General features: G+C 71.4%; 21 protein-coding genes and 1 pseudogene. 9 read left to right on the top strand and 13 right to left on the bottom strand.

Annotated elements, in window-relative coordinates:
- Positions 1-101: 101 nt before the first annotated feature.
- The gene (locus tag ACZ3IG_RS32810; protein WP_467436659.1) at positions 102-701 is read right to left on the bottom strand and encodes a class I SAM-dependent methyltransferase; all 600 of its coding nucleotides are present in this window, start codon (positions 699-701) and stop codon (positions 102-104) included.
- Between the two features lie 245 nt (positions 702-946).
- On the opposite strand from ACZ3IG_RS32810, the gene ACZ3IG_RS32805 reads away from it, so the two are divergent.
- Positions 947-1,555, top strand: a complete 609-nt coding sequence (locus ACZ3IG_RS32805; RefSeq protein WP_467436658.1) for a GTP-binding protein — start codon at positions 947-949, stop codon at positions 1,553-1,555.
- Positions 1,556-1,591: 36 nt separating this feature from the next.
- Here ACZ3IG_RS32805 and ACZ3IG_RS32800 read toward each other — a convergent pair whose 3' ends face one another.
- Positions 1,592-2,020, bottom strand: a complete 429-nt coding sequence (locus ACZ3IG_RS32800; protein WP_467436656.1) for a PPOX class F420-dependent oxidoreductase — start codon at positions 2,018-2,020, stop codon at positions 1,592-1,594.
- 106 nt (positions 2,021-2,126) lie between these two features.
- Here ACZ3IG_RS32800 and ACZ3IG_RS32795 point away from each other — a divergent pair, with 106 nt between their 5' ends.
- Both ACZ3IG_RS32795 and ACZ3IG_RS32790 read left to right on the top strand, forming a co-directional pair.
- Positions 2,127-2,540, top strand: a complete 414-nt coding sequence (locus ACZ3IG_RS32795) for a roadblock/LC7 domain-containing protein (RefSeq protein WP_467436655.1) — start codon at positions 2,127-2,129, stop codon at positions 2,538-2,540.
- Between the two features lie 138 nt (positions 2,541-2,678).
- Positions 2,679-3,758, top strand: a complete 1,080-nt coding sequence (locus ACZ3IG_RS32790; RefSeq protein WP_467436653.1) for a DUF6397 family protein — start codon at positions 2,679-2,681, stop codon at positions 3,756-3,758.
- A gap of 19 nt (positions 3,759-3,777) precedes the next feature.
- Here the strand turns inward: ACZ3IG_RS32790 and ACZ3IG_RS32785 are convergent, their stop codons facing one another.
- Together ACZ3IG_RS32785 and ACZ3IG_RS32780 are read right to left on the bottom strand one after the other, a co-directional pair.
- A complete protein-coding gene (locus tag ACZ3IG_RS32785; RefSeq protein WP_467436652.1) occupies positions 3,778-4,653 on the bottom strand; it encodes an acyl-CoA thioesterase in 876 nt (291 codons plus the stop codon).
- Between the two features lie 19 nt (positions 4,654-4,672).
- Positions 4,673-7,186, bottom strand: coding sequence for a DEAD/DEAH box helicase (locus ACZ3IG_RS32780; RefSeq protein ID WP_467436651.1), 2,514 nt, complete (start codon positions 7,184-7,186; stop codon positions 4,673-4,675).
- Positions 7,187-7,331: 145 nt separating this feature from the next.
- On the opposite strand from ACZ3IG_RS32780, the gene ACZ3IG_RS32775 reads away from it, so the two are divergent.
- Positions 7,332-8,126 (top strand): metal-dependent hydrolase, encoded by a 795-nt coding sequence (locus ACZ3IG_RS32775; RefSeq protein WP_467436649.1) that lies wholly within the window; start codon positions 7,332-7,334, stop codon positions 8,124-8,126.
- A 278-nt stretch (positions 8,127-8,404) separates the two neighbouring features.
- Here the strand turns inward: ACZ3IG_RS32775 and ACZ3IG_RS32770 are convergent, their stop codons facing one another.
- The 5 genes from ACZ3IG_RS32770 to ACZ3IG_RS32750 all read right to left on the bottom strand — a co-directional run bounded on the left by ACZ3IG_RS32770 (position 8,405) and on the right by ACZ3IG_RS32750 (position 13,959).
- Complete coding sequence (locus ACZ3IG_RS32770; RefSeq protein ID WP_467436648.1) at positions 8,405-8,677, bottom strand: type B 50S ribosomal protein L31; 273 nt, start codon at positions 8,675-8,677, stop codon at positions 8,405-8,407.
- A 63-nt stretch (positions 8,678-8,740) separates the two neighbouring features.
- Positions 8,741-9,211, bottom strand: a complete 471-nt coding sequence (locus tag ACZ3IG_RS32765) for a DUF5709 domain-containing protein (RefSeq protein WP_467436646.1) — start codon at positions 9,209-9,211, stop codon at positions 8,741-8,743.
- A gap of 264 nt (positions 9,212-9,475) precedes the next feature.
- Positions 9,476-11,257 carry an ABC transporter ATP-binding protein gene (locus ACZ3IG_RS32760; RefSeq protein ID WP_467436645.1) on the bottom strand — a complete coding sequence of 594 codons (1,782 nt, stop codon included), beginning with the start codon at positions 11,255-11,257 and terminating at the stop codon, positions 9,476-9,478.
- Positions 11,254-13,227, bottom strand: a complete 1,974-nt coding sequence (locus ACZ3IG_RS32755) for an ABC transporter transmembrane domain-containing protein (protein WP_467436644.1) — start codon at positions 13,225-13,227, stop codon at positions 11,254-11,256. Before ACZ3IG_RS32755 ends, ACZ3IG_RS32760 begins: the two co-directional genes overlap by 4 nt.
- 267 nt (positions 13,228-13,494) lie before the next feature.
- Positions 13,495-13,959, bottom strand: a complete 465-nt coding sequence (locus tag ACZ3IG_RS32750; protein ID WP_467436642.1) for a MarR family winged helix-turn-helix transcriptional regulator — start codon at positions 13,957-13,959, stop codon at positions 13,495-13,497.
- A gap of 438 nt (positions 13,960-14,397) precedes the next feature.
- Here ACZ3IG_RS32750 and ACZ3IG_RS32745 point away from each other — a divergent pair, with 438 nt between their 5' ends.
- Together ACZ3IG_RS32745 and mltG are read left to right on the top strand one after the other, a co-directional pair.
- Complete coding sequence (locus tag ACZ3IG_RS32745) at positions 14,398-16,200, top strand: ABC transporter ATP-binding protein (RefSeq protein ID WP_467436641.1); 1,803 nt, start codon at positions 14,398-14,400, stop codon at positions 16,198-16,200.
- Between the two features lie 52 nt (positions 16,201-16,252).
- The gene (mltG, locus tag ACZ3IG_RS32740) at positions 16,253-17,146 is read left to right on the top strand and encodes an endolytic transglycosylase MltG (RefSeq protein ID WP_467436640.1); all 894 of its coding nucleotides are present in this window, start codon (positions 16,253-16,255) and stop codon (positions 17,144-17,146) included.
- A 23-nt stretch (positions 17,147-17,169) separates the two neighbouring features.
- Here mltG and ACZ3IG_RS32735 read toward each other — a convergent pair whose 3' ends face one another.
- On the bottom strand, positions 17,170-18,249 hold the full coding sequence (locus ACZ3IG_RS32735; protein ID WP_467436639.1) for an NAD(P)-binding domain-containing protein: 1,080 nt from the start codon (positions 18,247-18,249) through the stop codon (positions 17,170-17,172).
- A 90-nt stretch (positions 18,250-18,339) separates the two neighbouring features.
- Here ACZ3IG_RS32735 and ACZ3IG_RS32730 point away from each other — a divergent pair, with 90 nt between their 5' ends.
- The 3 genes from ACZ3IG_RS32730 to ACZ3IG_RS32720 all read left to right on the top strand — a co-directional run bounded on the left by ACZ3IG_RS32730 (position 18,340) and on the right by ACZ3IG_RS32720 (position 22,852).
- A complete protein-coding gene (locus ACZ3IG_RS32730) occupies positions 18,340-18,762 on the top strand; it encodes a secondary thiamine-phosphate synthase enzyme YjbQ (RefSeq protein WP_467436638.1) in 423 nt (140 codons plus the stop codon).
- Between the two features lie 475 nt (positions 18,763-19,237).
- Positions 19,238-20,704 carry an SNIPE associated domain-containing protein gene (locus ACZ3IG_RS32725; RefSeq protein ID WP_467436636.1) on the top strand — a complete coding sequence of 489 codons (1,467 nt, stop codon included), beginning with the start codon at positions 19,238-19,240 and terminating at the stop codon, positions 20,702-20,704.
- Positions 20,705-20,761: 57 nt separating this feature from the next.
- Positions 20,762-22,852: a TerD family protein gene (locus ACZ3IG_RS32720; protein ID WP_467436635.1), complete on the top strand. Its 2,091-nt coding sequence runs from the start codon at positions 20,762-20,764 to the stop codon at positions 22,850-22,852.
- On the opposite strand, the gene ACZ3IG_RS32715 is transcribed toward ACZ3IG_RS32720, so the two are convergent.
- From ACZ3IG_RS32715 to ACZ3IG_RS32705, 3 genes and pseudogenes are all read right to left on the bottom strand, one after another.
- Positions 22,800-23,513, bottom strand: coding sequence for an amidohydrolase family protein (locus tag ACZ3IG_RS32715; RefSeq protein ID WP_467436634.1), 714 nt, complete (start codon positions 23,511-23,513; stop codon positions 22,800-22,802). The genes ACZ3IG_RS32720 and ACZ3IG_RS32715 overlap by 53 nt on opposite strands.
- 260 nt (positions 23,514-23,773) lie before the next feature.
- A pseudogene (locus ACZ3IG_RS32710) lies at positions 23,774-24,143 on the bottom strand (MMPL family transporter); the annotation flags it as partial.
- A 737-nt stretch (positions 24,144-24,880) separates the two neighbouring features.
- The gene (locus ACZ3IG_RS32705; RefSeq protein WP_467436633.1) at positions 24,881-26,713 is read right to left on the bottom strand and encodes an AMP-binding protein; all 1,833 of its coding nucleotides are present in this window, start codon (positions 26,711-26,713) and stop codon (positions 24,881-24,883) included.
- Positions 26,714-26,975 lie beyond the last annotated feature (262 nt).

Below are 26,975 nucleotides of genomic sequence, written 5' to 3'. Positions count from 1 at the left end.
CGTAGAGATGCCGCTTCCCCGGCAGAAGGGGGAGGACGCGGGCGTTCTGCACGCCACCCGCTGGCGGTTCCGGAGCAAGCGGCGCAAGAGCCGGGCTGTGGTCAGCTCCGGCGGACGGCCAGGGCGAGGAAGCGGGCGTCCTCGTCGACGTACGACGTCATGTGCCAGCCCGAAGCTGCCAGCAGGGGCCGCAGGTTGGGCTCGGCGCGCAGGTCGTCCGGGGTGAGTCGACGGCCCTGCCGGGCGGCCAGCGCCGCCCGCCCGACCGGGTGGAACAGGGCCAGTACGCCGTCCGGTCGCACCACGCGTGCCAGCTCGCGGAGGTCCTCACCCGGATCGGGCAGATGGGCGATGAGCCCCGCGGCGAACACGGCGTCGAGCGACCGCGATCTCAGCGGCAGCCTGGCGACGTCGGCCAGCAGCAGCCGCCCCTCCCGGTTCCGGCCGGCCCGCCGGGCGGCGTCCAGCATGGCCGGGGTGAGATCGGCCCCGATCACCACCCCGGAGGCACCCACGGCCGCGCGCAGCGGGGCCAGGGCACGACCGGTGCCGCACCCCGCGTCGAGCACACGGTTTCCGCGGCGCAGACCCAGCTCGGCGACCGCCGCGGCATAGGCGGGACCGTCGTCGGGGAAGCGGCTGTCCCAGTCGGCGGCGCGGGCGGTGAAGAACTCCTGGACGTGTGTGTGGTCGTCGCTCATGCTCCGCATGATCCCGTATGGCCGAGGAGGGCGCCGCAGCGCACACATGCGGGCACGGCGTGGTCGTTCCGGTGCTCCTCCGGCACACATCCCGGCACCTTCCGGAACAGAGCCCGCGCGTATCCCCGCACCGGGCTAGCGTTCCGAGGCCGTGGGACACCCCGAACCGCCCGGAAACCCCTGGGCGAGTGGCACCGGTGCCCTCCGCGCCGGGGCGTCACCGGCACTCCCGAGAGAAGTGATCGATGGCCTCCGAGGACAGGGACGCCGCGGACGGCGTCGAGACGGCCGTTCTGGCGCTGAAGATACTGATCGCCGGGGGGTTCGGCGTGGGCAAGACGTCCCTGGTCGGCGCCGTCAGCGAGATCGGACCGCTGCGCACGGAGGAACCGCTCAGCGGGGCGGGCCGTCCGGTGGACGGCACCGAGAGCGTCGGCCGGAAGGCCACCACGACCGTCGCCATGGACTTCGGACGCGTCACCCTCCGGTCCGACCTCTCCCTCTACCTGTTCGGCACACCGGGCCAGGACCGCTACTGGTTCCTGTGGGACGACCTGGCAGAGGGAGCCCTCGGCGCCGTGGTCCTCGCGGACACCCGGCGACTGGCGGACTGCTTCCCGGCGGTCGACTTCTTCGAGCACCGCCGCATCCCGTTCGTGGTGGCCGTCAACTGCTTCCCGGGCGCCCGCCGGCACGGCACCCAGGACATCACGCACGCTCTCGACCTCGACCCGGGCACGCCCGTCGTGCTGTGCGACGCGCGTGAGCGCGCCTCGGGGAAAGAGGTGCTGATCCAACTCGTCGCGTACGCCGGACGGATGCACACCGCCCGGCTGCTCGACTCGGTCAGATGACCCGGCCACCACCCGGCCTCGGGCCCGGACGCAGCGTCAGTCCGCCACGGCCTTCTGCGCCGAGACCTTGTCCACGGTCACCCGCACGAGCAGCTCACCGGGCACACCGTTACGGGCACCGAACTCCTCGGCACGTTCCTCGCCCATGTAGCGGGCACCGATGCGGGCCGCCCAGTCCCGCAGTTCGTCCGGCTCCTCCGAGATCCGGGCGCGGCCCTGCAGCACGACGTAGTCGAACGGGGGCCGGTCGTCGTCCACGCACAGGGCGACCCGGCCGTCCCGGAGCAGATTGCGTCCCTTGACGGTCTCCTTTCCGGTGTTGAAGACGATCTCGTCCCCGTCGAGCAGGAACCAGACCGGCGCCACATGCGGACTGCCGTCCGCGCGGACGGTGCAGAGTTTCATGGTGCGGGTGCCGTCCGAGACGAACGCCCGCCACTCCTCGTCGGTCATCTTCTGTGCCATGGCCCCATCCTGCTTGCCCGGAGCCCCACCGTGGGGAAGGCTGGCGGAGCAGACCCCCACGGCCAGGGGGAGACGACACACGGGGAGCACAGGGGGCGACGGGATCATGGCGCAGAACCAGGGACTCGGCTGGATGCTGGACGATCTGACCGAGCGCGTCGAACACGTGCGGCACGCGATGCTGCTGTCCAACGACGGCCTGGTGACAGGCGCCAGTACCGGCCTGCGGCGCGAGGACGCGGAGCACCTCGCCGCCGTCTCCTCCGGACTGCACAGCCTCGCGAAGGGATCGGGCCGGCACTTCGGGGCCGGACGGGTGCGGCAGACGATGGTCGAGTTCGACGACGCGGTCCTGTTCGTCACCGCGGCCGGCTCCGGCAGCTGCCTGTGCGTACTGAGCGGCGCGGAGGCCGACATCGGCCAGATCGCCTACGAGATGACGTTACTGGTGAACCGGGTCGGCGAGCACCTCCATGTCGACGCCCGGCACCCCGAGCGTACCTCTGCCAGGGAGCCGTGACCTGCAGGTTCCGCATTCCTGTGGAGCCTTCGGCGGAGTTGTCCACAGCCCCCGACGGACAGCCGGACAAGCGGCTACGGTTTTTCTCGGACGGGCGCACAGGGCGCCGTCCGCACACACTCCACGGGGGAGACGAGCATGTCCGAAGAGATCCTCACGCCCCAGGCGACGCCTGCCGCCGGCCGTCCCGCCACGCGGGGCAACAGGCTCGCACCCAGGCGGGCGGCGCGTGAACTCGGTTTGAAACGCAGCGAGTTCGACATCGCGGTGGGCCTCGGACGGATCCGTGTCGTGCCCGATGAAGGGGGAGGGGGACCGTGCGTCACCTGGGCCGAGATCGAACGGGTCCGTGAGCGGGAGGGCTTCCCCGAATCCCTGCGGGAGAGGGTGCGGACCGTGGGGACGACGGAGGGCGCCGCGCTCATGAAGGTGCCCACGTCCCGGTTCGCCCGCCTCGCGCGGCTGGGACTGCTGGTGCCCGTGAAGGTCTACGTCAACCGCTACGGTGCCGTCGTCTGGCTGTACCTCGCCGACGAACTACGGCAGTTCGCCTCCGACGAGAGCAACGCCGGTCTGCTGACCGGCCGTGCTCCCGAGTGGCTGCGGGAGCAGCTGAAGGACGGCCAGGACCGGCGCCCGCGCAACTGGCGCCGCCGGCATCTGGGTTTCCTGCTCCGCCGGACCGACGATCCGTGGGGCCGGGCCGCGGCCGTGGCGTCCCTGCTCGGCCCGGTCGAGGTCGCGGTCGTCGTAGGTGACCCGCACGAGCGCTCGCACCTCCAGCGGCTCCGTCCGGCTCCGGTGATCGACGGCTTGCCCGGCTCGCCCACCGCCCGGCTCGCCGAGGAAATCATGACGGCGACCGACCCGGACGAGATCCACTGGCTCCGCGCGGAACTGGCCCATCTGGTCGGCACCGCGCGAGAACACCGCACGGCAGCACCCCGGCCCGCGGCCCACCCGGCTGCTCACGGGGTCCCGCGGACGGCCGGACGCCACTGCCGGCACTCCGTCACCACCGCGCCGTCCTCGGCGGCACAATCCTCTGACGCGGTGGGCATCGCTCCTCAGCACACCTCCACGCCGAGCACCACCGCCTTGGGCACCACCTGCCCGTCACGGGCGCGGCAGCACCCCGCGCCCGCGCCGGCACGTCCCCGCGGCCTGCTGGGCCGCCTGCGACGCAGAGGCTCCCGGCCCACCCGGCCGACCCGCTGAGTTCCGCCGCCGGGCCGGACTACAGCGCCCGGAACAGGCCTTCCTGGACGACCGACACCAGCAGACGGCCCTCGGTGTCGTAGATCCGGCCGCGGGCCAGCCCGCGTCCTCCCGTGGCGATCGGGGACTCCTGGTCGTACAGGAACCACTCGTCCGCGCGGAAGGGGCGGTGGAACCACATGGCGTGGTCCAAGGAGGCCATGTCGAAGCCCCGCGGGCCCCACAAGGGCTCCACCGGGATGCGTACGGCGTCCAGCAAGGTCATGTCGCTGGCGTAGGTCAGCGCGCAGGTGTGCACGAGCGGGTCGTCACCGAGCGGTCCGACCGCCCGCATCCACACGGCACTGCGCGGCTCGGCGTCCTGGATGTCCTCGGTCTTCCAGCGGAGCCGGTCGACGTAGCGGATGTCGAAGGGCTGCCGTCGCGCCATCCGCTCCAACTGCTCCGGCAGCGCGCCCAGATGCTCCCGGACCTCGTCGGCGACCGTCGGCAGCGACTCCGGGTCCGGCACCGAACGCGCCGGCGGTAGCTGATGTTCAAAACTTCCCTGCTCAGGCTTGTGAAAGGAGGCGGTGAGATTGAAGATCGTCCGCCCCTGCTGCACGGCTGTGACCCGGCGGGTCGTGAACGACCGCCCGTCCCGGACCCGTTCGACCTGGTACACGATCGGCACGCCCGGCCGGCCGGGCCGCAGGAAGTACGCGTGCAGCGAGTGCACCGGGCGGTCGCCCTCGGTGGTGCGGCCCGCGGCGACCAGGGCCTGGCCGGCCACCTGGCCGCCGAAGACCCGCTGCAGGGACTCCTGCGGGCTGCGACCGCGGAAGATGTTGACCTCGATCTGCTCCAGGTCGAGCAGGTCGACCAGGCTGTCGGCCGGGTTGGGCGTGGATGTCATGGGTGATGCTCTCCTGTGTTCACAACTGGCCGACGTCGGTGACGCGGACGACCGCCCGGCCCTCCGCGTCGGAGGCCACGAGGTCGACCTCCGCGCTGATCCCCCAGTCGTGGTCGCCGTTCGGATCGTCGAAGATCTGCCGGACACGCCACAGCCGGTCCTGCGGCTCCTCCTGGATCACCAGCAGCTTCGGGCCGCGGGCGTCGGGACCGGTGCCGAGGTCGTCGTACTCGTCCCAGTACTTGTCCATGGCCTCGCCCCAGGCGTCCGCGTCCCACCCGGCGTCGCCGTCCATCTCGCCCAGCTCGTCGACCTGGTCGAGCGCGGCCAGCTCCACCCGCCGGAACAGGGCGTTGCGGACGAGGACGCGGAAGGCGCGCGCGTTGGTGGTGACCGGCCGGACCTGGTCGGCCTTCTCCTGCGCCTCCTCGGCGGTCATCTCCGCCGGATTGGCGAGCTGCTCCCACTCGTCGAGCAGGCTGGAGTCGACCTGGCGCACCATCTCGCCGAGCCACTCGATCAGATCCTGGAGGTCGTCGGACTTGAGATCGTCGGGGACGGTGTGGTCCAGGGCCTTGTAGGCGCCGGCGAGGTAGCGCAGCACGATGCCCTCGGTCCGCGCCAGCTCGTAGTGGGAGGTCAGCTCGGTGAAGGACATCGCCCGCTCGTACATGTCCCGGATCACCGACTTCGGCGACAGCGGATGGTCCCCGACCCAGGGGTGGCTCCTGCGGTAGGTGTTGTACGCGTGGAAGAGCAGCTCCTCCAGCGGCTTCGGGTACGTGATCTCCTGGAGGCGCTCCATGCGCTCCTCGTACTCGACGCCGTCCGCCTTCATCGCGGCCACGGCCTCGCCGCGCGCCTTGTTCTGCTGGGCGGCGAGGATCTGCCGCGGGTCGTCCAGCGTGGACTCCACCACCGACACCATGTCCAGCGCGTACGACGGCGACTCGGGGTCGAGCAGTTCGAACGCGGCCAGGGCGAACGTGGACAGCGGCTGGTTGAGGGCGAAGTCCTGCTGGAGATCGACCGTGAGGCGGACGATGCGGCCCTCGGGGTCCGGGGTGTCCAGCTTCTCGACGATGCCGCCGTCCAGCAGCGAGCGGTAGATGGCGATGGCCCGCCGGATGTGCCGCAACTGCTGCTTGCGCGGCTCGTGGTTGCCCTCCAGCAGACGGCGCATCGCCTCGAAGGCGTTGCCGGGCCGGGCGATCACCGACAGCAGCATCGTGTGCGTCACCCGGAAACGGGACGTCAGCGGCTCCGGCTCGGAGGCGATGAGCTTGTCGAAGGTCTGCTCGCTCCAGCCGACGAAGCCCTCGGGAGCCTTCTTGCGGACCACCTTGCGGCGCTTCTTCGGGTCGTCGCCCGCCTTGGCCAGGGCCTTCTCGTTCTCGACGACGTGCTCGGGCGCCTGCGCGACCACGAACCCCGCCGTGTCGAAGCCCGCGCGCCCGGCCCGTCCCGCGATCTGGTGGAACTCCCGGGCGCGCAGCGTCCGCACCCGGCTGCCGTCGTACTTGGTCAAAGCGGTGAAGAGCACGGTGCGGATCGGCACGTTGACGCCGACGCCGAGCGTGTCCGTCCCGCAGATCACCTTCAGCAGCCCGGCCTGGGCGAGTTTCTCCACCAGGCGCCGGTACTTCGGCAGCATGCCGGCGTGGTGCACACCGATGCCGTGCCGCACGTACCGGGAGAGGTTGCGGCCGAACTTGGTGGTGAAGCGGAAGTTGCCGATCAGCTCGGCGATCTTGTCCTTCTCCTCGCGGGTGCACATGTTGATGCTCATCAGCGCCTGTGCCCGCTCCACCGCCTGCGCCTGCGTGAAGTGCACGATGTAGACGGGGGCCTGCTTGGCCGTCAGCAGGTCGGTGAGGGTCTCGGTGAGCGGGGTGTAGCGGAATTCGTAGGACAGGGGCACCGGGCGGGTCGCCGACCGGACGACCGACGTCGGACGGCCGGTGCGCCGGGTGAGGTCCTTCTCGAAGAAGGAGACGTCGCCGAGCGTGGCGGACATCAGGACGAACTGGGCCTGCGGCAGTTCCAGCAGCGGGATCTGCCAGGCCCAGCCGCGGTCCCCTTCCGCGTAGAAGTGGAACTCGTCCATCACGACCTGGCCGATGTCCGCGTGCTTGCCGTCGCGCAGCGCGATCGACGCCAGCACCTCGGCGGTGCAGCAGATCACAGGGGCGTCGGCGTTCACGGAGGCGTCGCCGGTGAGCATGCCGACGTTCTCGGTGCCGAAGAGCTTGCACAGCTCGAAGAACTTCTCCGAGACCAGCGCCTTGATCGGAGCGGTGTAGAAAGTGACCTCGTCGCGGGCGAGGGCGGCGAAGTGCGCGCCCGCCGCGATCATGCTCTTGCCGGACCCGGTGGGAGTCGAGACGATCACGTTCGCCCCGGAGACCGCCTCGATCAGCGCCTCCTCCTGGTGGGGGTAGAGCGTGAGACCGCGCTCCTGGGCCCACGACTCGAAGGCTTCGTAGAGGGCGTCGGGGTCGGCGGTCGGCGGCAGGCGATCGATGAGGGTCACGCAACCATCTTGCCTGGCCCCGGCCCCGATGCGGGAATCGGATGCGGGACCGAAGATCATGAAGGTTACCCTGGGTCGCCGACGGAATGTCGGCGGTCCTGGTCAACTGGACAGCGGTACACGAGGAATGGGGCGGGCAACGGCGATGATGGGACCAGCACACTCACTGTCGGGTGCCGCGGCCTGGCTCGGTGTAGGGGCGGCGACCGCCGCGGCCGGGCACCCGATGCCCTGGCCGGTCCTGCTGACAGGAGCCCTGATCTGCGCCGGCGCCGCGCTCGCTCCGGATCTCGACCACAAGGCCGCGACCATCTCGCGGGCCTTCGGACCGGTGTCCCGGGGCCTGTGCGAGATCGTCGACAAACTCTCGTACGCCGTCTACAAGGCCACCAAGAAGCAGGGCGACCCGCGCCGCTCCGGCGGCCACCGCACGCTCACCCACACCTGGCTGTGGGCGGTCCTGATCGGGGCGGGCTCCTCGGTCGTGGCGATCACCGGGGACCGCTGGGGTGTGCTCGCGATCCTCTTCGTCCACATGGTGCTGGCCATCGAGGGCCTGCTGTGGCGGGCGGCCCGCGGTTCCAGCAGCGACGTGCTGGTCTGGCTGCTGGCCGCGACCAGCGCCTGGATCATCGCGGGCGTCCTGGACGAACCGGGCAACGGGTCGGACTGGCTGTTCACAGCGCCGGGACAGGAGTACCTCTGGCTGGGGCTGCCCATCGTGCTGGGCGCGCTGGTGCACGACATCGGGGACGCGCTGACCGTGTCCGGCTGCCCGATACTGTGGCCCATACCGGTGGGCCGCAAGCGCTGGTACCCGATCGGCCCGCCCAAGGCACTGCGGTTCCGCGCGGGCAGCTGGGTCGAGCTCAAGGTGCTGATGCCGGCGTTCATGCTGCTCGGCGGGGTGGGCTGCGCGGCCGCGCTCAACGTCATCTGACCTGCCGTTTCGGCCCGCCGCATCCGTCGATGTCGGCACCGGCACCGGCATCCAAGGACAGCGACACGTCCTCGCCCGGCCGGCGGTCCGGGGAAGGACGTCGGACGAGACCGAGCACGGCCGACACGTACCCGGCGGCCGACAGCCCCGCCCCCGACGAGAAGTTCACGGCACGCTCAACGCGATCGAGCCGGGCCCGATGCCGTCGGGTGCCCGACGCCGCTGCCCCGGTGGCTCCCGGCCTCGACGCACCGGCCGCCGGAGCCCGAGACGGCCGTTCAGGCGGGCCGGCCGTCGGCCCCCGTCTCGCCGCCGCCGTAGCGCCGCTCGAACCTGGCGATGCGTCCCTCCGTGTCGACCGTCCGCGCCTGGCCCGTGTAGAACGGATGGCTCTCCGAGGAGATCTCCACGTCGACGACGGGGTAGCTCCGGCCGTCATCCCACTCGATCGTCCGGTCGCTGGTCGCGGTGGACCGGGTGAGGAAGGCGTAACCGGCGGCGCGGTCCCGGAAGACGACGGGATGGTAGTCGGGGTGCTTGTCCTGCTGCATGAGCGCTCCTTGTGCGGCGGCGGGGGCGGCGCGCAGTGCGTCGACGCCGGGGGGACAGCGGGTTCAGCGGGGCAGGGCGTCCTCGTCGACGACGTGCATCGCGGCCTCCTCGGCGGACGCCGCCGCGCCGTCGATGCCCACGTCCGTGGCGACCAGAGCGGCCTCCTCGTCCTCGCGCGCCCCCTCGTCGGGAGCCACGAGCCGGCCGGAGCGGGTGGCGCCGACCTCGTCGTCCAGCAGTTCGCCGTCGGTGTCCTCGGAGTCGCCGAGACCGTCCCCGTCCGGTACTGCGGTGTCCGGGATCTCCTCGGAAAGCCGCTGGTCCAGGCTCTCGCCGTGATGGCGTTCGGCCGCGGTCACACCGTCGTGTTCCACGGCCCAGGGCCGCTCCGGCGGGGACCAGCCCGCGTCGAGGGGGTCATCGACACCGCCGTACTCCAGGGTGTCCTCCGCGTCGAGCAGCCCGGTGTCCTCCCTCTGCTCGGAACCGTCGGGCTGGTAGACGTCGTCTCCCCATCCGTCGGCGCTGTTCACGGATACCTCCAGAGGGTGGGGCCCGGCCCGCTCTCACCGCGGGGTTCGGCGGGTTGCCGCCGCACGGGGACAGGGCGTCGCCGGTCGACGCGTCGCGGGGTCTTCGGGCCTTCCCCGCGCCGGTGCCTTCTCCCAGATTTCCACCTCCTCTCGGAACCACGCAACGGCACGGAGCCGGGCCGGGGACCCGCCGCTCTCCGCCGGCCCCCGGCCGCGCCCCCTGAGACGCCTGTCACCCGCCCCGCCGGTGGGGGCCCGACCGGGTCAGCCGTGCCACGAGCGCCACAGGGCCGCGTACGCCCCGTCCGCCGCGACCAGGTCGTCGTGATTGCCCAGCTCGCTGATCCGGCCGTTCTCGACCACGGCGATGACATCCGCGTCGTGGGCGGTGTGCAGCCGGTGGGCGATCGCGACGACGGTGCGACCGTCCAGTACCCGGGCCAGGGACCGCTCCAGATGCCGGGCCGCCCGGGGGTCGAGCAGCGACGTCGCCTCGTCCAGGACCAGGGTGTGCGGGTCGGCCAGCACCAGGCGGGCCAGCGCGATCTGCTGCGCCTGCGCCGGGGTGAGCGCGAAGCCGCCCGAACCCACCTCGGTGTCCAGTCCCTCGTCGAGCGCGCGGGCCCAGCCGTCCGCGTCGACCGCGCCCAGGGCGGCCCACAGCTCGGCGTCGGTGGCACCACCACGGGCCAGCCGGAGGTTGTCACGCAGGGAGCCCACGAAGACGTGGTGCTCCTGGTTGACGAGGGCGACGTGCGAGCGGACCCGTTCGGCGGACATGCGGGAAAGTTCGGCGCCGCCCAGGGTGATCCGGCCCTCCCGGGGAGCGTAGATACCGGCGAGCAGCCTGCCGAGGGTGGATTTGCCCGCGCCGGAGGGACCCACCAGCGCCAGCCGGGTACCGGGGGCGACCTCCAGGGAGACCTCGCGCAGCACGTCGACCCCCTCCAGGTAGCCGAAGTGCACGCGGTCGGCGTGCACGTCGCGTCCGTCCGGGGCCGCCGCGGTGTCATCGCTCTCGGGCTCGATCTCCCGCACACCGACCAGCCGCGCCAGCGACACCTGGGCCACCTGCAGCTCGTCGTACCAGCGCAGGATCAGGCCGACCGGATCGACGAGCATCTGCGCGATCAGAGCCGCCGTCGTCAGCTGGCCCACGCCGATCCAGCCCTGGAGCACGAACACGCCGCCGATCATGAGCACCGAGGCGAGGACCGTGACATGGGTGATGTTGATGACCGGGAAGAGCACGGACCGCAGCCAGAGGGTGTACCGCTCCCAGGCCGTCCACTCCCTGATCCGGCGGTCCGACAGCCCGACGCGCCGGGCGCCCAGACGGTGGGCCTCCACGGTGCGCCCGGCGTCCACGGTCTCGGCGAGCGCGGCGGCCACGGCGGCGTACCCGGCCGCCTCCGAACGGTACGCGGAGGGCGCCCGCCGGAAGTACCAGCGGCAGCCGACGACCAGCAGCGGGACCGCCAGCAGCACGGCCGGGGCGAGCGGCGGTGCCGTGACCACCAGACCGCCCAGCAGCAGCACCACCCACACCGCACCGATCGCCAGCTGGGGCACGGCCTCGCGCATGGCGTTGCCGAGCCGGTCGATGTCGGTCGTGATCCGGGACAGCAGGTCACCCGTGCCGGCCCGTTCGAGCACCCCCGGCGGCAGCCCGACCGAGCGCACGAGGAAGTCCTCGCGCAGGTCGGCCAGCATGCGCTCGCCGAGCACCGCGCCACGCAGCCGCACCTCGCGCACGAACGCGGCCTGGAGGACCAGTGCGACCACGAACAACGTGGCGGTGATGCCCAGGTGCAGCTCGCGCGCACCGTCGGACACCCGCTCCACGAGCCCGCCGAGCAGGTAGGGGCCGGCCATGGAGGAGACCACGGCGACGGTGTTGACGGTGACGAGCAGCACGAACGCGCGGCGGTGCCGGCGCAGCAGCTCCATCACGTAGCCGCGCACGGTCGCGGCGTTGCCGACGGGCAGGGTGCTCGCCGTGGTCGGGGCCGCGGGGTCGTACGACGGTGGCGCCACGCCGATCATGCCGTCTCCTCGATCTCTTCCAGGCGGTGCAGTACGTCGTCGTCCAGGCGGTCGTTGCCGAGGGCGTCGCCGCTCGGAGCACGCCGGGGGCCGTCGTCGGCGAGGCGGCTCAGGGCGGCCTGTTCCTCCCGGTGGCCGACGGCCTCTTCATCGGTCTCGCGGGTCACCACGGCCCGGTACCGGGGGTCGCCGCGCACGAGATCGCGGTGGGTGCCGACGGCCGCGGCCTCGCCCTCGTGCAGGAACACGACTCGCTCGGCGCGGTCCAGCAGCAGCGGTGAGGAGGTGAACACGACGGTGGTGCGGCCCTGCCGCAGGCCCCGTACGCCGTCCGCGATGCGCGCCTCGGTGTGCGAGTCCACTGCGGAGGTGGGCTCGTCCAGGACGAGGACCTCGGGGTCGGTCACGAGCGACCAGGCCAGGGCGAGCCGCTGGCGCTGGCCGCCGGAGAGCGAACGGCCCCGTTCGGTGATGCGGGCGTCCATCGGGTCCTCGGCGCCGACCGACCCCTGCACGAGAGCCGCCAGCACGTCCTCGCACTGGGCGGCGGCCAGCGCCTGGGCGGCGCCGACGGCACCGGAGGCGGGCACGTCGAGCAGGTCGCGCAGCGTCCCGGACAGCAGTACCGGGTCCTTGTCCTGGACCAGCACGGCCGTGCGCGCGGACTCCAGGGGGAGCTCGTCCAGCGGCACCCCGCCCAGTGAGACCGGCGTGCCCCGCTCCGAGGGGTGGCCGCCGAGCCGTTCCGCCAGCCGGCCGGCGGCGTCGGGGTCGCCGCACACCACGGCGGTCAGCAGGCCCGCCGGGGCCAGCAGACCGGTCTCCGGGTCGTACAGATCGCCGGACGGAAGAGCACCGGCCGTGCCGGGTTTGCTTGTCCTGGGCTCGCTCGTGCCGGGTTTGCTTGTCCTGGGCTCGCTCGTGCCGGGTTCGCTTGTCCTCGGCTCGCTCCTGCCGGATCCACCCGCGTCGGTGGCCCGTTCCAGCGACAGCACCCGGGCGGCCCGTCGGGCCGAGGGCCGGGAGAAGGAGTACGCCATGGCGATCTCCTCGAAGTGCCGCAGAGGGTAGGTGAGGATCATGACCGAGCTGTAGACGGTGACCAGCTCGCCCACGCCTATCCGGCCGTCCCGGGCCAGGTGCACCCCGTGCCAGACCACCGCGATCAGCAGCAGCCCCGGCAACAGCACCTGGATCGCGGAGATCAGGGACCACATGCGGGCGCTGCGCACGGCCGCGTGGCGCACCTCCTGGGACGCGCGGCGGTAGCGGTCGAGGAAGAGCTGCTCACCGCCGATGCCGCGCAGCACGCGCAGCCCGGCGACGGTGTCCGAGGCCAGTTCGGTGGCCCGGCCCGCCTTCTCCCGCTGGACGTCGGCGCGCCGTGTGGCACGGGGCAGCAGCGGCAGCACGGCCAGCGCCAGGACCGGCAGGCCGATGATGACGACGATGCCGAGGGACGGCTGGTAGAGGAGCAGGCCGACACAGACCAGCACGATGGTCAGCGCCGCCGCGGTGAACCGGGACACTGCCTCGACGAACCAGCCGATCTTCTCGACATCGCCGGTGGAGACGGCCACGACCTCGCCGGCCGCGACCCGCCGGGTCAGCGCCGAGCCCAGCAGGGCGGCCTTGCGGGCCAGCAGTTGCTGCACACGGGCGGCCGCGGTGATCCAGTTGGTGATGGCGGCGCGGTGCAGGAAGGTGTCGCCGAGCGCGTTGCCGGCGCAGCACACGGCCAGCAGAGCGCCGGCCAGGGCGAGCCGGCCGCCGGACCGGTCGACGACCGCCTGGACGGCGAGGCCGACGCAGAAGGGCAGTGCGGAGACGGAGGCGAAGTGCAGCAGTCCCCAGGCCAGCGATTTGAGCTGTCCGCCCAGCTGGTTACGGAAGAGCCACCACAGGAATCGGGGGCCCGAACGCGCGTCCGGCGCACCCGGGTCGGGGAACGGAAGGTCTTGGATCTGCATGAGGTTCCAGTGGCTGGTGTCAGGCGGGCCGCTCGGTGCGGCCCCGGAGGGCAGCAAACCGTGACAGGTTCGCTTCGCCGCGTAGTGGAAATCAAGCGGTTTTCCGCACCTGCGCAGGGATCCGGCTGTGGCCGTCCCGAGTCACCCGGGGAAACCTCGGCGGAGTACGGACCAGCGCCTCGGAGCTTGCGAAGTCGCTGGCCACGGCGGTGCCGTGGCGCCGGGGACCGGGCGGTGGGACGAGGCGGTCCGCCGCGGACGACGCGGTCAGCCGGCGTCGGTGCCGGGGCGCACCACGGCGGTTCCGTCGATCAGTGTGTCCAGCAGCCCGCCGAGCACGGCTCGCTGCTCGGAGGTCAACGGGGCCAGGATCTCCTCCGCCGCCGAGCGGCGCGCGCGGCGCAGTTCGCTCAGCGCCGTGCGCCCGTCGTCCGTCAGCTCGATGCGGATCACCCGCCGATTGGCCTGATCCGGCGCCCGGCGTACCATCCCGGCGGACTCCAGTCCGTCGACGAGCGTCGTCACGGCGCGGGGCACGACCTCCAGGCGTTCGGCCAGATCGGTCATCCGGGGCGGCGAACCGTAGTGCGCGAGGGTGCGCAGCAGGCGGGACTGGGCGGGGGTGATGCCGAGGTCGCCTCGCTCCAGATGCCGCTTCTGGATGCGGTGCACCCGGCGGGTGAGCCGCAGCAACTGCTCGGCAAGGACGCCGTCGGGGTCGGGGGCGGTCATGCGGGAACAATATCAGGACGCCGTTCATTGTGAGTGTAGGTAACAATGAGCTACGATCCGTGAGGCTCCGGCCGCGCACCGACTGCCTACCGAGTGCTGACCGGCCGCGCACCGGTCAGTACGCCGGACCGCGAACCGGCCCGTACACCGGCGGCCGCGCACCGGTCGCGGTACATGGTCGACGGAGGCCGGCGCGGACCGGGGCTGGTGACGGCCGCCGCCGGTCGTCGGCAGCCCTGTGCCGCCGTAGGTCCGAACAACTGCTGAAGATCGTCCACACCGTCGGCCGCGGCCCGCACGGCGGGCGCCGTGCCCGGGGTGCCGCCCGCACCCCCCCTCTGCCCGTGAGCACCGACCACCCGCCTCCACCCGGACAACCCCCATCCGGACAACCTCCACCCGGACAACCTCCACCCGGACGTCCTTCGAAAGGAGCCCATGAAACCCGACCACGACCTCCCCTGGACCCCGCCCGCCGGTGCGCAGGAACAGCCCCGGCAGGTGCGGCGCATCCTGAGGCTCTTCCGTCCCTATCGAGGCCGTCTCGCGGTCGTCGGCGCACTCGTCGGCGCCGCGTCGCTGGTCTCGGTCGCCACCCCGTTCCTGCTCAGGGAGATCCTGGACGTCGCCATCCCGCAGGGGCGCACCGGCCTGCTGAGCCTGCTCGCCCTGGGCATGGTCCTCGGCGCCGTCCTCACCAGCGTCTTCGGCGTGCTCCAGACGCTGATCTCCACGACCGTCGGCCAGCGCGTCATGCACGACCTGCGCACCGCGGTCTACGGTCGTCTCCAGCGCATGTCGCTCGCCTTCTTCACCCGCACCCGCACCGGCGAGGTCCAGTCCCGTATCGCGAACGACATCGGCGGCATGCAGGCCACCGTGACGTCCACCGCCACCTCCCTGGTGTCCAACGCCACCAGCGTCGTCGCCACCATCGTCGCGATGATCGCCCTCGACTGGCGCCTGACGGTCGTCTCCCTGCTGCTCCTCCCCGTCTTCGTGTGGATCAGCCGCCGGGTCGGCAACGAGCGCAAGAAGATCACCACCCAGCGCCAGAAGCAGATGGCCGCGATGGCCGCCACGGTCACCGAGTCGCTCTCGGTCAGCGGCATCCTGCTGGGCCGCACCATGGGCCGCTCCGACTCGCTGACCCGCTCCTTCGCCGACGAGTCCGAGCAGCTGGTCGACCTGGAGGTGCGGTCGAACATGGCGGGCCGCTGGCGCATGGCCGTCATCACCGTCGTCATGGCCGCGCTGCCCGCCGTCATCTACTGGGCCGCGGGCATGGCCCTGAAGCTCGGTGGTCCGGACGTCTCCATCGGCACGATCGTCGCCTTCGTCACGCTCCAGCAGGGCCTGTTCCGCCCGGCGGTCAGCCTGCTGTCGACCGGCGTGCAGATCCAGACCTCGCTCGCCCTGTTCCAGCGCATCTTCGAGTACCTCGACCTGCCCGTCGAGATCACCGAACGCGAGACCCCCGTCCACCTCGACCAGATCAAGGGCGAGGTCCGCTTCGAGAACGTCGAATTCCATTACGACGACAAGGGCGGACCGGTCCTCGACGGCATCGACATCACCGTCCCGGCGGGCGGCAGTCTCGCCGTGGTCGGCCCGACCGGCGCCGGCAAGTCCACCCTCGGCTACCTGGTGCCGCGGCTCTACGACGTCACGGGCGGCCGGGTCACCCTCGACGGGGTCGATGTGCGTGACCTCGACTTCGACACCCTCGCCCGGGCGGTCGGCGTCGTCTCGCAGGAGACGTACCTCTTCCACGCCTCGGTCGCCGACAACCTGCGCTTCGCCAAGCCGGACGCCACCGACGAGGAACTGGCCGAGGCGGCGAAGGCCGCGCAGATCCACGACCACATCGCCGCGCTGCCCGACGGCTACGACACCGTCGTGGGGGAGCGCGGCCACCGCTTCTCCGGCGGCGAGAAGCAGCGTCTGGCCATCGCCCGCACGATCCTGCGCGACCCGCCCGTGCTCATCCTCGACGAGGCGACCAGCGCCCTGGACACGCGCACCGAGGCCGCCGTGCAGCAGGCGGTGGACGCCCTGTCCGCCGACCGCACCACCATCACCATCGCGCACCGCCTGTCGACCGTCCGGGACGCCGACCAGATCGCCGTCCTCGACTCCGGGCGCCTGGCCGAGCGAGGCACCCACGAGGAGCTGCTGGAGCGGGACGGCCGGTACGCGGCTCTCGTCCGCCGGGACGCACGACAGGTACCGACAAGATGAAAATATGCCCGGACTGTCCGGTTTGTGATGTATGGGGGGTTACCGTGCCCGCATGCAGACGAACACTCCGTCACGGAGCACGAGGAGAACGATTCGACTGACGCGCCGGGGCCGGATCGCCCTGATCGCGACCGGAGCCGTCGTCGCCGGCACCGCTGTGGCGGCGCCGCTGCTGACGCTGGGCGAAGAGGAAGACGTCCGCCCCAAAGCGCTGGTGATCCCCGAGGGCCGACGCGCCGCGCAGGTCTACGAGGCCGTTGACAAGGCCCTCGCCCTGCCGGCCGGGACCACCGGGAAGTCCCTGGGCAAGGCCCGCCTGAAGCTGCCCGCCGACGCGGAGGGCAACCCTGAGGGGTACCTCTTCCCGGCGACGTATCCGCTCGACGACAAGACCACCCCCGAGAGACTGCTGAGGGCGATGGTGGACGCGGCGAACCGCGAGTTCAGCGGCGCACCGGTCGCGGCGGGCGCCGAGCGCAACGCCATGAACGTCTACCAGGCGGTGACCATCGCGAGCATCGTGCAGGCCGAGGCCGCCACCGAGGCCGACATGGGCAAGGTCGCCCGGGTGGTCTTCAACCGCCTGGAGCGTGGTATGCCGCTGCAGATGGACTCCACCCTGAACTACGCGCTGAACCGCTCCACCCTGAACACGACCGAGGACGACACGAAGATCGACAGCCCTTACAACTCGTACCAGCGCATGGGGCTGCCGCCGACGCCCATCGCCAACCCAGGGAGTGCCGCGATGCGTGCCGCGATCAATCCGACGCCGGGGGACTGGCTCTACTTCGTCACCGTCAAGCCCGGCGACACGCGCTTCACCGCCGATCACGAGGAGCACCAGCGCAACGTCGCCGAGTTCAACAAGAACCGGCGCGAAGCCTCCCCCAAGGGCGCTTCCCCCAAGGACTCCTCATCCGAGACGGGCCCCGCCAGGACGTGAGCCCGAGGCGACCCGGCGGGGCGTCAGGCGGCCAGGCGTTCCTCCTTGGCCAGCAGCCGCCTGATGTCCCGCACGGCCGCGCGCCCGGCCCGGTTGGCGCCGACGGTGCTGGCCGAGGGGCCGTAGCCGACGAGGTGGATCCGGGGGTCGGCGACCGCGCGGGTGCCCTCGACGCGGATGCCGCCGCCCGGCTCCCGCAGCCGCAGCGGCGCCAGATGGTCCACGGCCGCCCGGAAGCCGGTCGCCCACAGGATGACGTCGGCGGACACCTGTCGCCCGTCCGGCCACGCCACCCCGTCGGGCGTGATCCGGTCGAACATGGGCTGCCGGTCCAGCACGCCCGAGTCGAGACCGGCCCGGATCGCGTCGGTCAGCGGCAGCCCGGTCACGGAGACGACGCTCTTCGGCGGCAGCCCCTGCCGCACCCGCTCCTCCACGAGCGCCACGGCCGCCCGCCCCGCGTCCTCGTCGAAGGGCCCCTCCCGGAACACGGGCGGGCGCCTGGTCACCCAGGTGGTGGTGGCCGCGTACGGGGCGATCTCCAGCAGATGCTGGGTGCCCGAGGCGCCCCCGCCCACCACGACCACCCGCTGCCCGGCGAACTCCTGCGGACCGGCGTACCCCGCCGTGTGCACCTGCCGCCCCCGGAACGTCTCCTGCCCCGGGTAGCGCGGCCAGAAAGGCCGGTCCCAGGTGCCGGTCGCGTTGATCAGCGCGCGCGCCGACCAGTCCCCGTCCGACGTCCCGACGAGCAGCCGCCCACCCGACCCCTCACGCACCGCACGGACATCGACGGGCCGCCGCACCCGCAGGTCGAACTCACGCTCGTACGCCGCGAAGTACTCCGCGACGACCGCGGCGGACGGCCGCCCGGGATCGGCGCCGGTCAGCTCCATGCCCGGCAGCGAGTGCATCCCGTGCACCTTGCCGTACGTCAGCGTCGGCCAGCGGAACTGCCAGGCCCCGCCCGGGCCGGGGGAGTGGTCCAGCACCACGAAGTCGCGCTCCGGTTCGAACCCGGTGCGCCGCAGATGGTAGGCGGCGGACAGCCCGGCCTGCCCGGCGCCGATGACGACGACCTCGGTCTCGCGTACGCGGTTCACAGCACTGCCAACAGCGCGGCCGGACCGGATCTTCCCACCGACGGGCGCACCCTGCCGCCGGAACCGGCCGCGTACGTCAGGATGGGACCCATGCCAGAAGCGTTCACCACCCGGATCCTGCACCTCACCACCGGCTCCTCGGAGCGGGTCCTCGACATCACCGGCGACTGCGAGAGCTTCCTGCGCGAGGCCGCGGCCGGCCGCGACGGTCTGCTCAACGTCTTCGTCCCGCACGCCACGGCGGGCATCGCCGTCATCGAGACGGGCGCGGGCAGCGACGACGACCTCCTCGCCGCCCTGCACACCCTCCTCCCCGCCGACGACCGCTGGCAACACCGCCACGGCACCCCCGGCCACGGCCGCGACCACGTCCTCCCGGCCTTCGTGCCCCCACACGCGACTCTGCCGGTGATCGACGGGCGGCTGGAACTGGGGACTTGGCAGTCTGTGTGTCTGGTCGACACAAATGTCGATAATGCCAACCGTCAGGTGCGTCTGACCTTCCTCGGCTGACCGAGATCGTTCGGCTGGGCGGTGTCGCCGTTTCTCCGGAGTGGACCGGATCGTAGGAGATGACCGCCGATCGTGAAGCCGGAGAGCCGGCGCTGCGGAGGGGATTCCGACGAGGACAAGAGCGGACGAGACCCGCACACGCTTTGTTCGGGAGAGGTAGTCGCTCGTCCGTTTACCTCTCCCTGCTAGGACGCGCAGGGCTTCCCATGGAAATGACCCGATGGTGTGAACCCAGTCGATTCGTACAACCATGCCGATCGTATGGAAGTCGTATACCTCACATGTGTAGCAATGACCTGGGGACCCCGCCATAAGAGGGCTTCAACCCAGGGCCGCGGCACCCGGGGAGCAGATCTGCATGACATACCGCTTCAACCCTCCGCCAGGCTGGCCGACTCCCGCCCCGGGGTGGGTTCCGCCGCCCGGTTGGCAGCCTGACCCGTCCTGGCCTGTGCCGCCGGGGTGGCAGTTGTGGGTGCCGGAGCAGGTGACGGCGCCGCCCGCCGCCGTACCGGCACCCCACGGCGGAGCAACGGGCACCGTCACCCCAGGCCTGTTCGGGCGGCGGCGCAAGCAGGCCGAGGCGGAGGCCGGGCGGTTGGCGGAGGAACTGGCGCACAGCGAGGAGCTGGTGCGCGGGTTGCGGGCGCAGGTGGACCAGCTGACGGCACAGTTGAGCAGGGTGATCGGTGCCGACAGCGCGGCGATCGCCGTGGAGCAGGAGCGGTTGCGGCAGGCCCACCTCGAGAAGCTGGCGGAACTGCGGCGGATCGACGGGCTGCTGGACGTGAAGGTGGAGCACGCGGCGGAGCGGGCCGCGCAGTCGTTGGCCGACGTGCGCACTCAGGCCCAGGCGCTGGCCCAGCAGGCGGAGCAGGCCCAGCGGCAGGTGGCCGCGGCACAGGCGGACCTGGTGGTCATCGACGAGGTCCGGATGCTGCAGGAGGCCGGTGTCTATGAGTACCGTCACCCGTTGGCCGATGCGGTGGCGTACGCCGGTCAGCTGCGGCGGCTGCAAGCCCGGTACAAGCAGTTGGTCCGGGACAACGGTGCTGTGCTGGCCGCGCAGGACTGGACCGTGAACGGCTCCCTCGCACAGGGCCGCAAGATGGTGCGGGACTTCTCCAAGCTGATGCTGCGCGCCTACAACGCCGAGGCCGACAACGCGGTGCGCGGGATGAAGCCGCACCGGCTGTCCTCACTGATCGACCGGCTGGGCAAGACCCGCGAGACGATCGCGAGACTCGGCGCCACGATGCACATCCGCATCAGCGACGAGTACCACCGGCTGCGCGTCCAGGAGCTGGAACTCACCGCGGACCATCTGGCTCGCAAGGAGGCCGAGAAGGAGGAACAACGGGAGCTGCGGGCCCGGCAGCGTGAGGAGGAGCGGCTGCAACGGGAGATCGAACGTGAGCGGCAACGCCTGGAGAAGGAGCGCGGACACTACGAGAGCGCGTTGCGGCGACTGCGAGCAGGAACTGGCGACCCGGCCGGTATCGCCGAGTTGGAGGGCAGGCTGCAGCAACTCGACGACGACCTGCGGGCGGTGGACGCCCGGGAAGCCAACATCCGCGCCGGCTATGTGTACGTCATCTCCAACATCGGAGCCTTCGGTGAGCGCATGGTCAAGATCGGGCTGACCCGGAGGCTGGATCCCATGGACCGGGTCAACGAACTCGGCGACGCATCCGTGCCCTTCCGCTTCGACGTCCACGCGTTGGTCTTCAGCGAGGACGCCGTGGGCCTGGAGAAGCGCTTGCATCAAGTGTTCGAGGACCGCCGCGTCAATCGCGTCAACACACGACGCGAATTCTTCTACACCACACCTGTTGAGGTGCGCGCGGCGCTTCAACGCCTCGCCGGCCAGCACCTCCTGGAGTTCACCGACACCGCGGAGGCACCTGAATGGCGTGCCAGCAGGAGCATTTCACCCAACTGACGCGCAAGGCTTGGTTGGGAATCTCAGAAGTACCGCGTTGTGAATGTGGGGGAATCCATGCATGAAATGGTCAAGGGTGCCAACGTCGCGTTGGCTTCCCTGAGCGACAACATCGGTTCCGTGCTCGTGAGTCTCGAGTGGGCGAGCCAGTCCGGTGAGGGCGACGCGGACGTGTCCGTGCTGTTGCTGGGCGAGAGCGGACGTGTCCGCACAGATGCCGACTTCTACTTCTACAACAATCCGGTGGCCGCCGACGGGAGCGTCGAACTGCTCGGGAAGAAGCCGACGGGGGAGGGCAGCGAGGACCGTATCGTCTTCGACCTGACCGCCGTCCAGCCTGGCGTCGAACGCATCGTGGTCGCCGCGAGCCGGTACGGGGAAGCCCGCTTCGACGAACTCGACGGACTTCAGGTCAAACTGGCCGACGCGGCGGGAGAAGACCTGCTCCGCTTCCCCATCGACGACCCCGGTTCGGTGAGCGCCTTCATCTTCGGCGAGCTCTACAGGCGTCAGGAGGACTGGAAGTTCCGGGCGGTCGGCCAGGGATACGACACGGGACTGGCCGGTCTGGCCACGGACTTCGGGGTAGACATCGACGACGACGCTCCCGTACATGGAAGCGGCGAGAGCCTTGGTGACGGCGACGACGCTCTGCTCGCAGCCACCTTCGAACCACCGGCCGTCGACGTTTTCGCTGGGCGTGAGCCGGACCGGCCGGCCGAAGCGCCGGCTCCGGCTGACGAGACGCCCGGGCAAGCCGTGCTGGAAGCGATCCCCGCGCAGCGGGACTCCGGCCGACCGCCGGCACCGACGGCCCGGACGCGTCGCCCCCGTACCGCCAAGAAGAAAGTCACGCTGCCCAGGAAGGGTAAGAAGACCCTGGCGGAGAACGACTCCTGGAACGAGGCACGGCTCTTTCCCGTGTCCGCGGTCAAGAGTGACCGTGACCGGGAGACACGTGCCACGTCCGTTCTGCTGTCGGTGATGTCCCAGGTCCCCGAGTTCGGTCGCCGTCTCACCGCCGCCTTCGGTGCGCCGGCCGGTCGCATGGATACCTTCACCGAAGTCGCGCTCCCGCACGGCGACTCCCCTCGACGGCCCGACGGTGTCATCCGTATCGAGCGGGCCGGCAAGCTCTGGACAGCACTGGTCGAGACCAAAACCAACGGCAACCCTTTGAAAGCCGAGCAGGTTCAGGCGTACATGGACATCGCCGCCCGGCGTGGTTACGAGGCCGTCATCACTTTGTCCAACGACGTGATTCTCGAAGGAAGCCCCCTCGTCGACGTAAGAATCGACAAGCGACGCAAGCACAAAGTCGCCCTGTGGCATCTGTCCTGGGCCGAGGTCGCTCACCAGGCCCAGATGCTCATCCGGCACGAAGGCGTCGGCAACAGTGCCCACGCCTGGTTGCTGCAGGAGCTGTTGCACTACCTCCAACATGACAACTCCGGCTGTCATGGCTTCCAGAACATGGGCGCCGCCTGGGTCCCCGTCCGTAACGGCATCGACGACGAGACCCTGTGCCAGGGTGACGCCCGTGCTCTGGAAGTGGTCGAGAGCTGGGAACGGCTCGTCCGGCAGGTCTGTCTCGGCCTCGGCGGTGAACTGGGCCAGAAGGTCCTTCCCGTGCGACGTGCCGCGCGAGGATCCGATCCCGGCCGGCGCCGCGTGCTCATGGCCGATCAGCTCTGCCTGCAGGGTCGCCTCCAGGCAGAGCTGCGTATCGACGGCACCCCCGGTGTCCTGGCCCTCGGCGCTGATCTACGTACCGGCAAGCTGCGCACCTCCATCGAGTTCCCGGCACCGGCCGAGGGCTACCCCCTGACCTGGGCCAAGCGACTCATCCGGAAGCTTGCCGATGCCCCGGCCGACCTGCACATCGAGACGTTGACCGATACGGAGACAGGGGGCCCACGAGGGACGCTGGAGCGTTTGCGCCCCGAGCCCGGCGATCTGATCCCCAAGGGCGGCGCGCAGATCACCGGCTTCCGGCTCTCCCTGCTCAAAAGCATGGGCAGCAGCCGAGGCAACGCCGAGTCCGGCTTCATTCGCAGCGTCGACGACGCCGTCCACCGCTTTTATTCGACCGTGGTCATCCACCTTGACCGCCCCTTGGCTCGCAAGGGTGAGCCGGCCGCGGCCTGACCGGTCGACTCGGCACACGGCCGGCCCACGGCAAGGAGTGGGCCGGCTCGGGTGCAGCAGCACAAAGGCGAGCGGCAGTCGGATCGCGTGAGTCCGGGGGCATCGAGCCTGGTATGGAGCTTGGGACAGTACCTGGGCCACCCCGGTCATCCTGAGGTGTGCAGCGTTGGACAGCGCCCTCGCCGCCACCTCCGTTCATGCCCCTGTGTACCTGTCGTGTACCTGTCGTGTCTGAATGTCGTCTGCCGGACAGGCGAAAGGCGCTCCGCTGAGAAAGGGGGTGCTGCCATCCGATCCTTGTTCTCAGTCGGTGCTGGGCTGTACGAGCTTGGAGACGAGCCGTGCGGCCGCGCGCGGGGCCGCCAGCCGTAGGCGGGCCGGGCCGGGCCGGTGCGGGCGGAGCGGAGGCCGGAGCCGGGGGAGAGGCGGTGAGACGGGGGAAGAGTGCCTCGGCGTTCTTGTGGGTGACGGCGTCGCGCACGGCGGCGTCGAGGCCGGTGGCGAAGTACTGGCCGGCGGGAGTGGGAGTGGGAGTGGAGGGCCAGTCGCTGCCGAACAGGACGTGCCCGGGACGGGCGAAGGCGAGCAGGGTGACCCCGTCGGCCCGCAGGTCGTCCAGGGCCCGCACGGCCTCGGTGGCAGCGGCGGCCGGGTCCGGCATGGGCAGCGTGGCGAAGAAGGCCGAAGCGGCCGGGACGGCTCTCGGCCAGGGCGGCGGAGTGGTCGTTGAGGCGCCGTGTCAGGTCGGTGGCGCCGCCGGAGTCGGAGAGGAAGGCCGTACCCGGCGTGGGGACGGACAGGACGGCCGTACGGACGTCGAGAAGGTCCATCAGCTTCAGACACGCCGTGACGTCGGCACACAGGGCATCGCGGCACGCTGGAGGTGATTCGGCAGGTGCGAGACGGTTCCTGCGGCCGCGCCTAGGCGTCCGCCGGGGCGGCGGCAGCCCTTCGCGACGTCAGACCCTCGCTCTCGATGTCGACGTGCGGCAGCACCTGGTCGAGCCGGCGGGGCAGTCACCAGGCCGTGTCCCCGAGCAGGGAGAGGACGGCGGGCACGATCGCCATCCGGACCACGAAGGGGTCGAAGAGGACGGCGACGGCGAGGCCGAAACCGATCGTCTTGATCAGCGACTCGCCGGACGCCACGAGCGGCGAAGACGGCGATCATGATCACTGCCGCGGCCACGACCACGCGGGCACTGTGCCGGAAACCGGTGACGACCGCCTGCGCGGGGCGCTCGCCGTGCACGTACGCCTCACGCATACGGGTGACGACGAAGACCTCGTGGCCCACGGGCGCTGCCCCGGCCGTCTGCCACCGGCGACCGGACGATCGCGCGCTCGTCGAGAGTGGTGTCGGGCTGGTGCTTGTCAGGGCCGGCCTGCCGTTCCGGTCGCGACCGCGAGGCCGCGGACGCGTGGAAGAGGAGCACGGGAGTGCCGGTGGGTGGCACCGGGACGGCAGGCGGCGACAGGTCGGCGCGGTGGCTCTGTGGTGGCGGCCAGTCGCTGGCGTGGAAGAAGCCGTGCCCGCCACGTCTTGTGGCGCCTTGGCCTCACCCGGCCGTGGATCACCCGGGTCCGAGCCGTCCGCGGCTACGCCGGGGACCTCGTCGACCGGGCGCGCGGTCCCCTTCGGCTCGCCCTGCGCACCGGCTCCGCCCCATGGGCGCCGAGCAACGCGTCGTCCTGCCCCGCCGCTGGGAACCCGAGCGCGCGACGGGCCGCCTCGTCATCGTCGGTGCTCTGGGTGAGGGAAGCGCCTTTCTGGCCGCACTCCTCCTGGGCCTGCCACCCGCGCCACCGTGCCCCTGCTCCAGCAGCGCGGCACCGGCCCGGTGGAGGAGATGGCCGCCCGCGACGCCGCGGTCCTGCGCGCTGCCGCACGGAGAAACAGCCGACTTACCCGGCCGTCGCTGTCCGGGGGCCGGGCGTCCGCTACGGCCGGACCCCGGAGGTGTGCTACGACGATCCGTGGCACGCCGGAGGACGGGCGGAGGACGAGGCGGGAGGGGTCCGGTCACGTCAGCTCTCGGTCTCCAGTCGGGCCACGATGTCCTGGCGCAGCCGTGCCTTGTCCGTCTTGCCGACCGCGGTCAGGGGGAGTGCCGGAACCTCGACGACCCGTTCGGGCAGCTTGAACCGGGCCAGTCCGCTGTTCTCCAGATGTGTGCGCAGCTCCCGCAGGGACGGTGCTCCCCCGTCACCGCCCACGACGTACAGGCAGACGGCCTCGCCCAGTACACGGTGGGGCATCGCGACGGCCGCGGCGGCCCGCACAGCGGGGTGGCCCAGTACCAGTGCCTCCAGTTCGTCCGCCGGGATCTTCTCCCCTCCGCGGTTGATCACGTCTTTGACGCGCCCGGCGACCACGACGTTCCCGGACGCGTGGCGGCGGACGAGGTCGCCGGTGCGGTAGAAGCCGTCGGAGGTGAACGACGAGGCCGCCACGGCTCCGTGGTACTCCGTGACGACACCCGGCCCCCTGACCAGGAGTTCGCCGACCTCACCGTCGGCGACGGGCCGCCCCTCGCCGTCCACTACGAGGGTCTCGTCACCCGGCGAGGAGGGGCGTCCCTGCGTGGTGAACGCCACCTCGGGCGGATCATCGAGCCGAGTGAAGTGGAGCCGGCCCTCGCTCATGCCGTACACCTGCTGGATGCGGCAGTCGAAGGCACCGGCCAGCCGGGCAGCCAGGGATGCGTCCAGGCGGGCCCCGCCGACCTGCAGGACGCGCAGGCTCGACAGGTCATGACCGCTGGAGGCGGCGCGAGCGACGAGCCACTGCCGGGCGAGCGCGGGGGTGAGCGCGCAGTGGGTGACGCGTTCTCGCTCGACCAGCGCCAGAGCGGCGGTCGGGTCGTCCGGGGCGGCGAGTACCGCCTTTCCGCCGGCGGCGAGCGTGCCGAGTACGCCTGGAGCGGAGAAGGCGAAGGCGTGGGTCACCGGCAGGACGGCGAGGAACACGGACGCGGGTGTCAGCTCCGAGGCCGCCGCCGCGCAGCGGATCACGTGGCCCAGCGCCTCATGGGTCCGGGCGATGGGTTTGGGTGCGCCGGTGGTGCCGCTCGACAGCAGGAAAAGAGCGGTGTCCGAGGGGTGCCGGTCCGGGTGGGCGGGGACCGGGGCACCGGCCTCGATGAGACCGTCGAGGTCCACGTGGCCGTCGGCCCGGTCGCCGGCACCCGAGACGAGCAGTGTGCGCAACGACGGGTGCCGGGCGCGGAGCTTCTCGGCGAGCCGCAGGTGGTCGAAGCGCTGGTGCCGGGCCGGTACGGCCAGCGCGGTCGGCGCCAACGCGGTGATCACCGGCTCTAGTTCATGCTCGCGCAGGGCCGGCAGGGCGAGGGCCGGGCGCGCGCCCAGCCTGATCAGCGCGAGCACGAGAACGAGGGTGCGGGCCTGGTTCGGCAACTGCACGAGGACGGTGTCGCCGGGCCGGATGCCGGTGTGCGCCAGCCGGGCGGCACAGCCGGACACCGTCGCGTCGAGCTCGGCCCTGGTGAGGGCGCGCTCGGCGTCGACCAGTGCCGCGCGGTGTCCCGCGCGCACGCGCGTGCTCAGCACGGTGTCGTCAAGGAATTCCGGGCGCCACCAGCCGCGGTCCCGGTACTCGCCGCAAGCCCCCGCGCCGGGCCGACGGTCGCCGACGAGGCCGGCGAGCTGCCGTACGGTGATGTCGTGCTCCGCCCAGAGATCGACGCGGGTGCCGAAGCGCTCGGCCAGGTCCAGCTGGATCTGCGTGAGGTCGACGGAATCGAGTCCGAGATGCGCGCGCAACTGCGCGTCCTCCCGCAGCAGTGGTTCCTCGATCCCCAAGTCGCGGAGGATCTTTCGCACTTCGTCGATGCCCGTCAACCGGGCCTCCTTGCCTATGATCTGGGGCGAGAACCAGAGCCGATGCGGACGGTATGCCCGGTGCGTCTCGCCATGAGACCGGCGCACGAGGGCAGTGGGCAGCGCGTGCGACGACGAGGGGCTCACGAAGCCGGCCGTCCCACTCCCGTACGCCCTGCACGGCCTGTTCCAACCGTGCGACGCTGTGTCGTCACACCGGTTTCGCCCCTGGAGTGTGATGAACCCAGTGAACAGCGGGACGCTCGCGGTGCCGGGCGCGACG

This window comes from Streptomyces sp. NPDC016677 (genome assembly GCF_055562815.1).
This window is presented reverse-complemented; position numbering and strand designations above follow the sequence as displayed.

Bases quoted from the DNA above. Each gene is read 5' to 3' on its own strand.
- ACZ3IG_RS32810 (WP_467436659.1), bottom strand. From the start codon at position 701: ATGAGCGACGACCACACACACGTCCAGGAGTTCTTCACCGCCCGCGCC.
- ACZ3IG_RS32805 (WP_467436658.1), top strand. From the start codon at position 947: ATGGCCTCCGAGGACAGGGACGCCGCGGACGGCGTCGAGACGGCCGTT.
- ACZ3IG_RS32800 (WP_467436656.1), bottom strand. From the start codon at position 2,020: ATGGCACAGAAGATGACCGACGAGGAGTGGCGGGCGTTCGTCTCGGAC.
- ACZ3IG_RS32795 (WP_467436655.1), top strand. From the start codon at position 2,127: ATGGCGCAGAACCAGGGACTCGGCTGGATGCTGGACGATCTGACCGAG.
- ACZ3IG_RS32790 (WP_467436653.1), top strand. From the start codon at position 2,679: ATGTCCGAAGAGATCCTCACGCCCCAGGCGACGCCTGCCGCCGGCCGT.
- ACZ3IG_RS32785 (WP_467436652.1), bottom strand. From the start codon at position 4,653: ATGACATCCACGCCCAACCCGGCCGACAGCCTGGTCGACCTGCTCGAC.
- ACZ3IG_RS32775 (WP_467436649.1), top strand. From the start codon at position 7,332: ATGATGGGACCAGCACACTCACTGTCGGGTGCCGCGGCCTGGCTCGGT.
- ACZ3IG_RS32770 (WP_467436648.1), bottom strand. From the start codon at position 8,677: ATGCAGCAGGACAAGCACCCCGACTACCATCCCGTCGTCTTCCGGGAC.
- ACZ3IG_RS32760 (WP_467436645.1), bottom strand. From the start codon at position 11,257: ATGATCGGCGTGGCGCCACCGTCGTACGACCCCGCGGCCCCGACCACG.
- ACZ3IG_RS32755 (WP_467436644.1), bottom strand. From the start codon at position 13,227: ATGCAGATCCAAGACCTTCCGTTCCCCGACCCGGGTGCGCCGGACGCG.
- ACZ3IG_RS32750 (WP_467436642.1), bottom strand. From the start codon at position 13,959: ATGACCGCCCCCGACCCCGACGGCGTCCTTGCCGAGCAGTTGCTGCGG.
- ACZ3IG_RS32745 (WP_467436641.1), top strand. From the start codon at position 14,398: ATGAAACCCGACCACGACCTCCCCTGGACCCCGCCCGCCGGTGCGCAG.
- mltG (WP_467436640.1), top strand. From the start codon at position 16,253: ATGCAGACGAACACTCCGTCACGGAGCACGAGGAGAACGATTCGACTG.
- ACZ3IG_RS32730 (WP_467436638.1), top strand. From the start codon at position 18,340: ATGCCAGAAGCGTTCACCACCCGGATCCTGCACCTCACCACCGGCTCC.
- ACZ3IG_RS32720 (WP_467436635.1), top strand. From the start codon at position 20,762: ATGCATGAAATGGTCAAGGGTGCCAACGTCGCGTTGGCTTCCCTGAGC.
- ACZ3IG_RS32715 (WP_467436634.1), bottom strand. From the start codon at position 23,513: ATGCCGGACCCGGCCGCCGCTGCCACCGAGGCCGTGCGGGCCCTGGAC.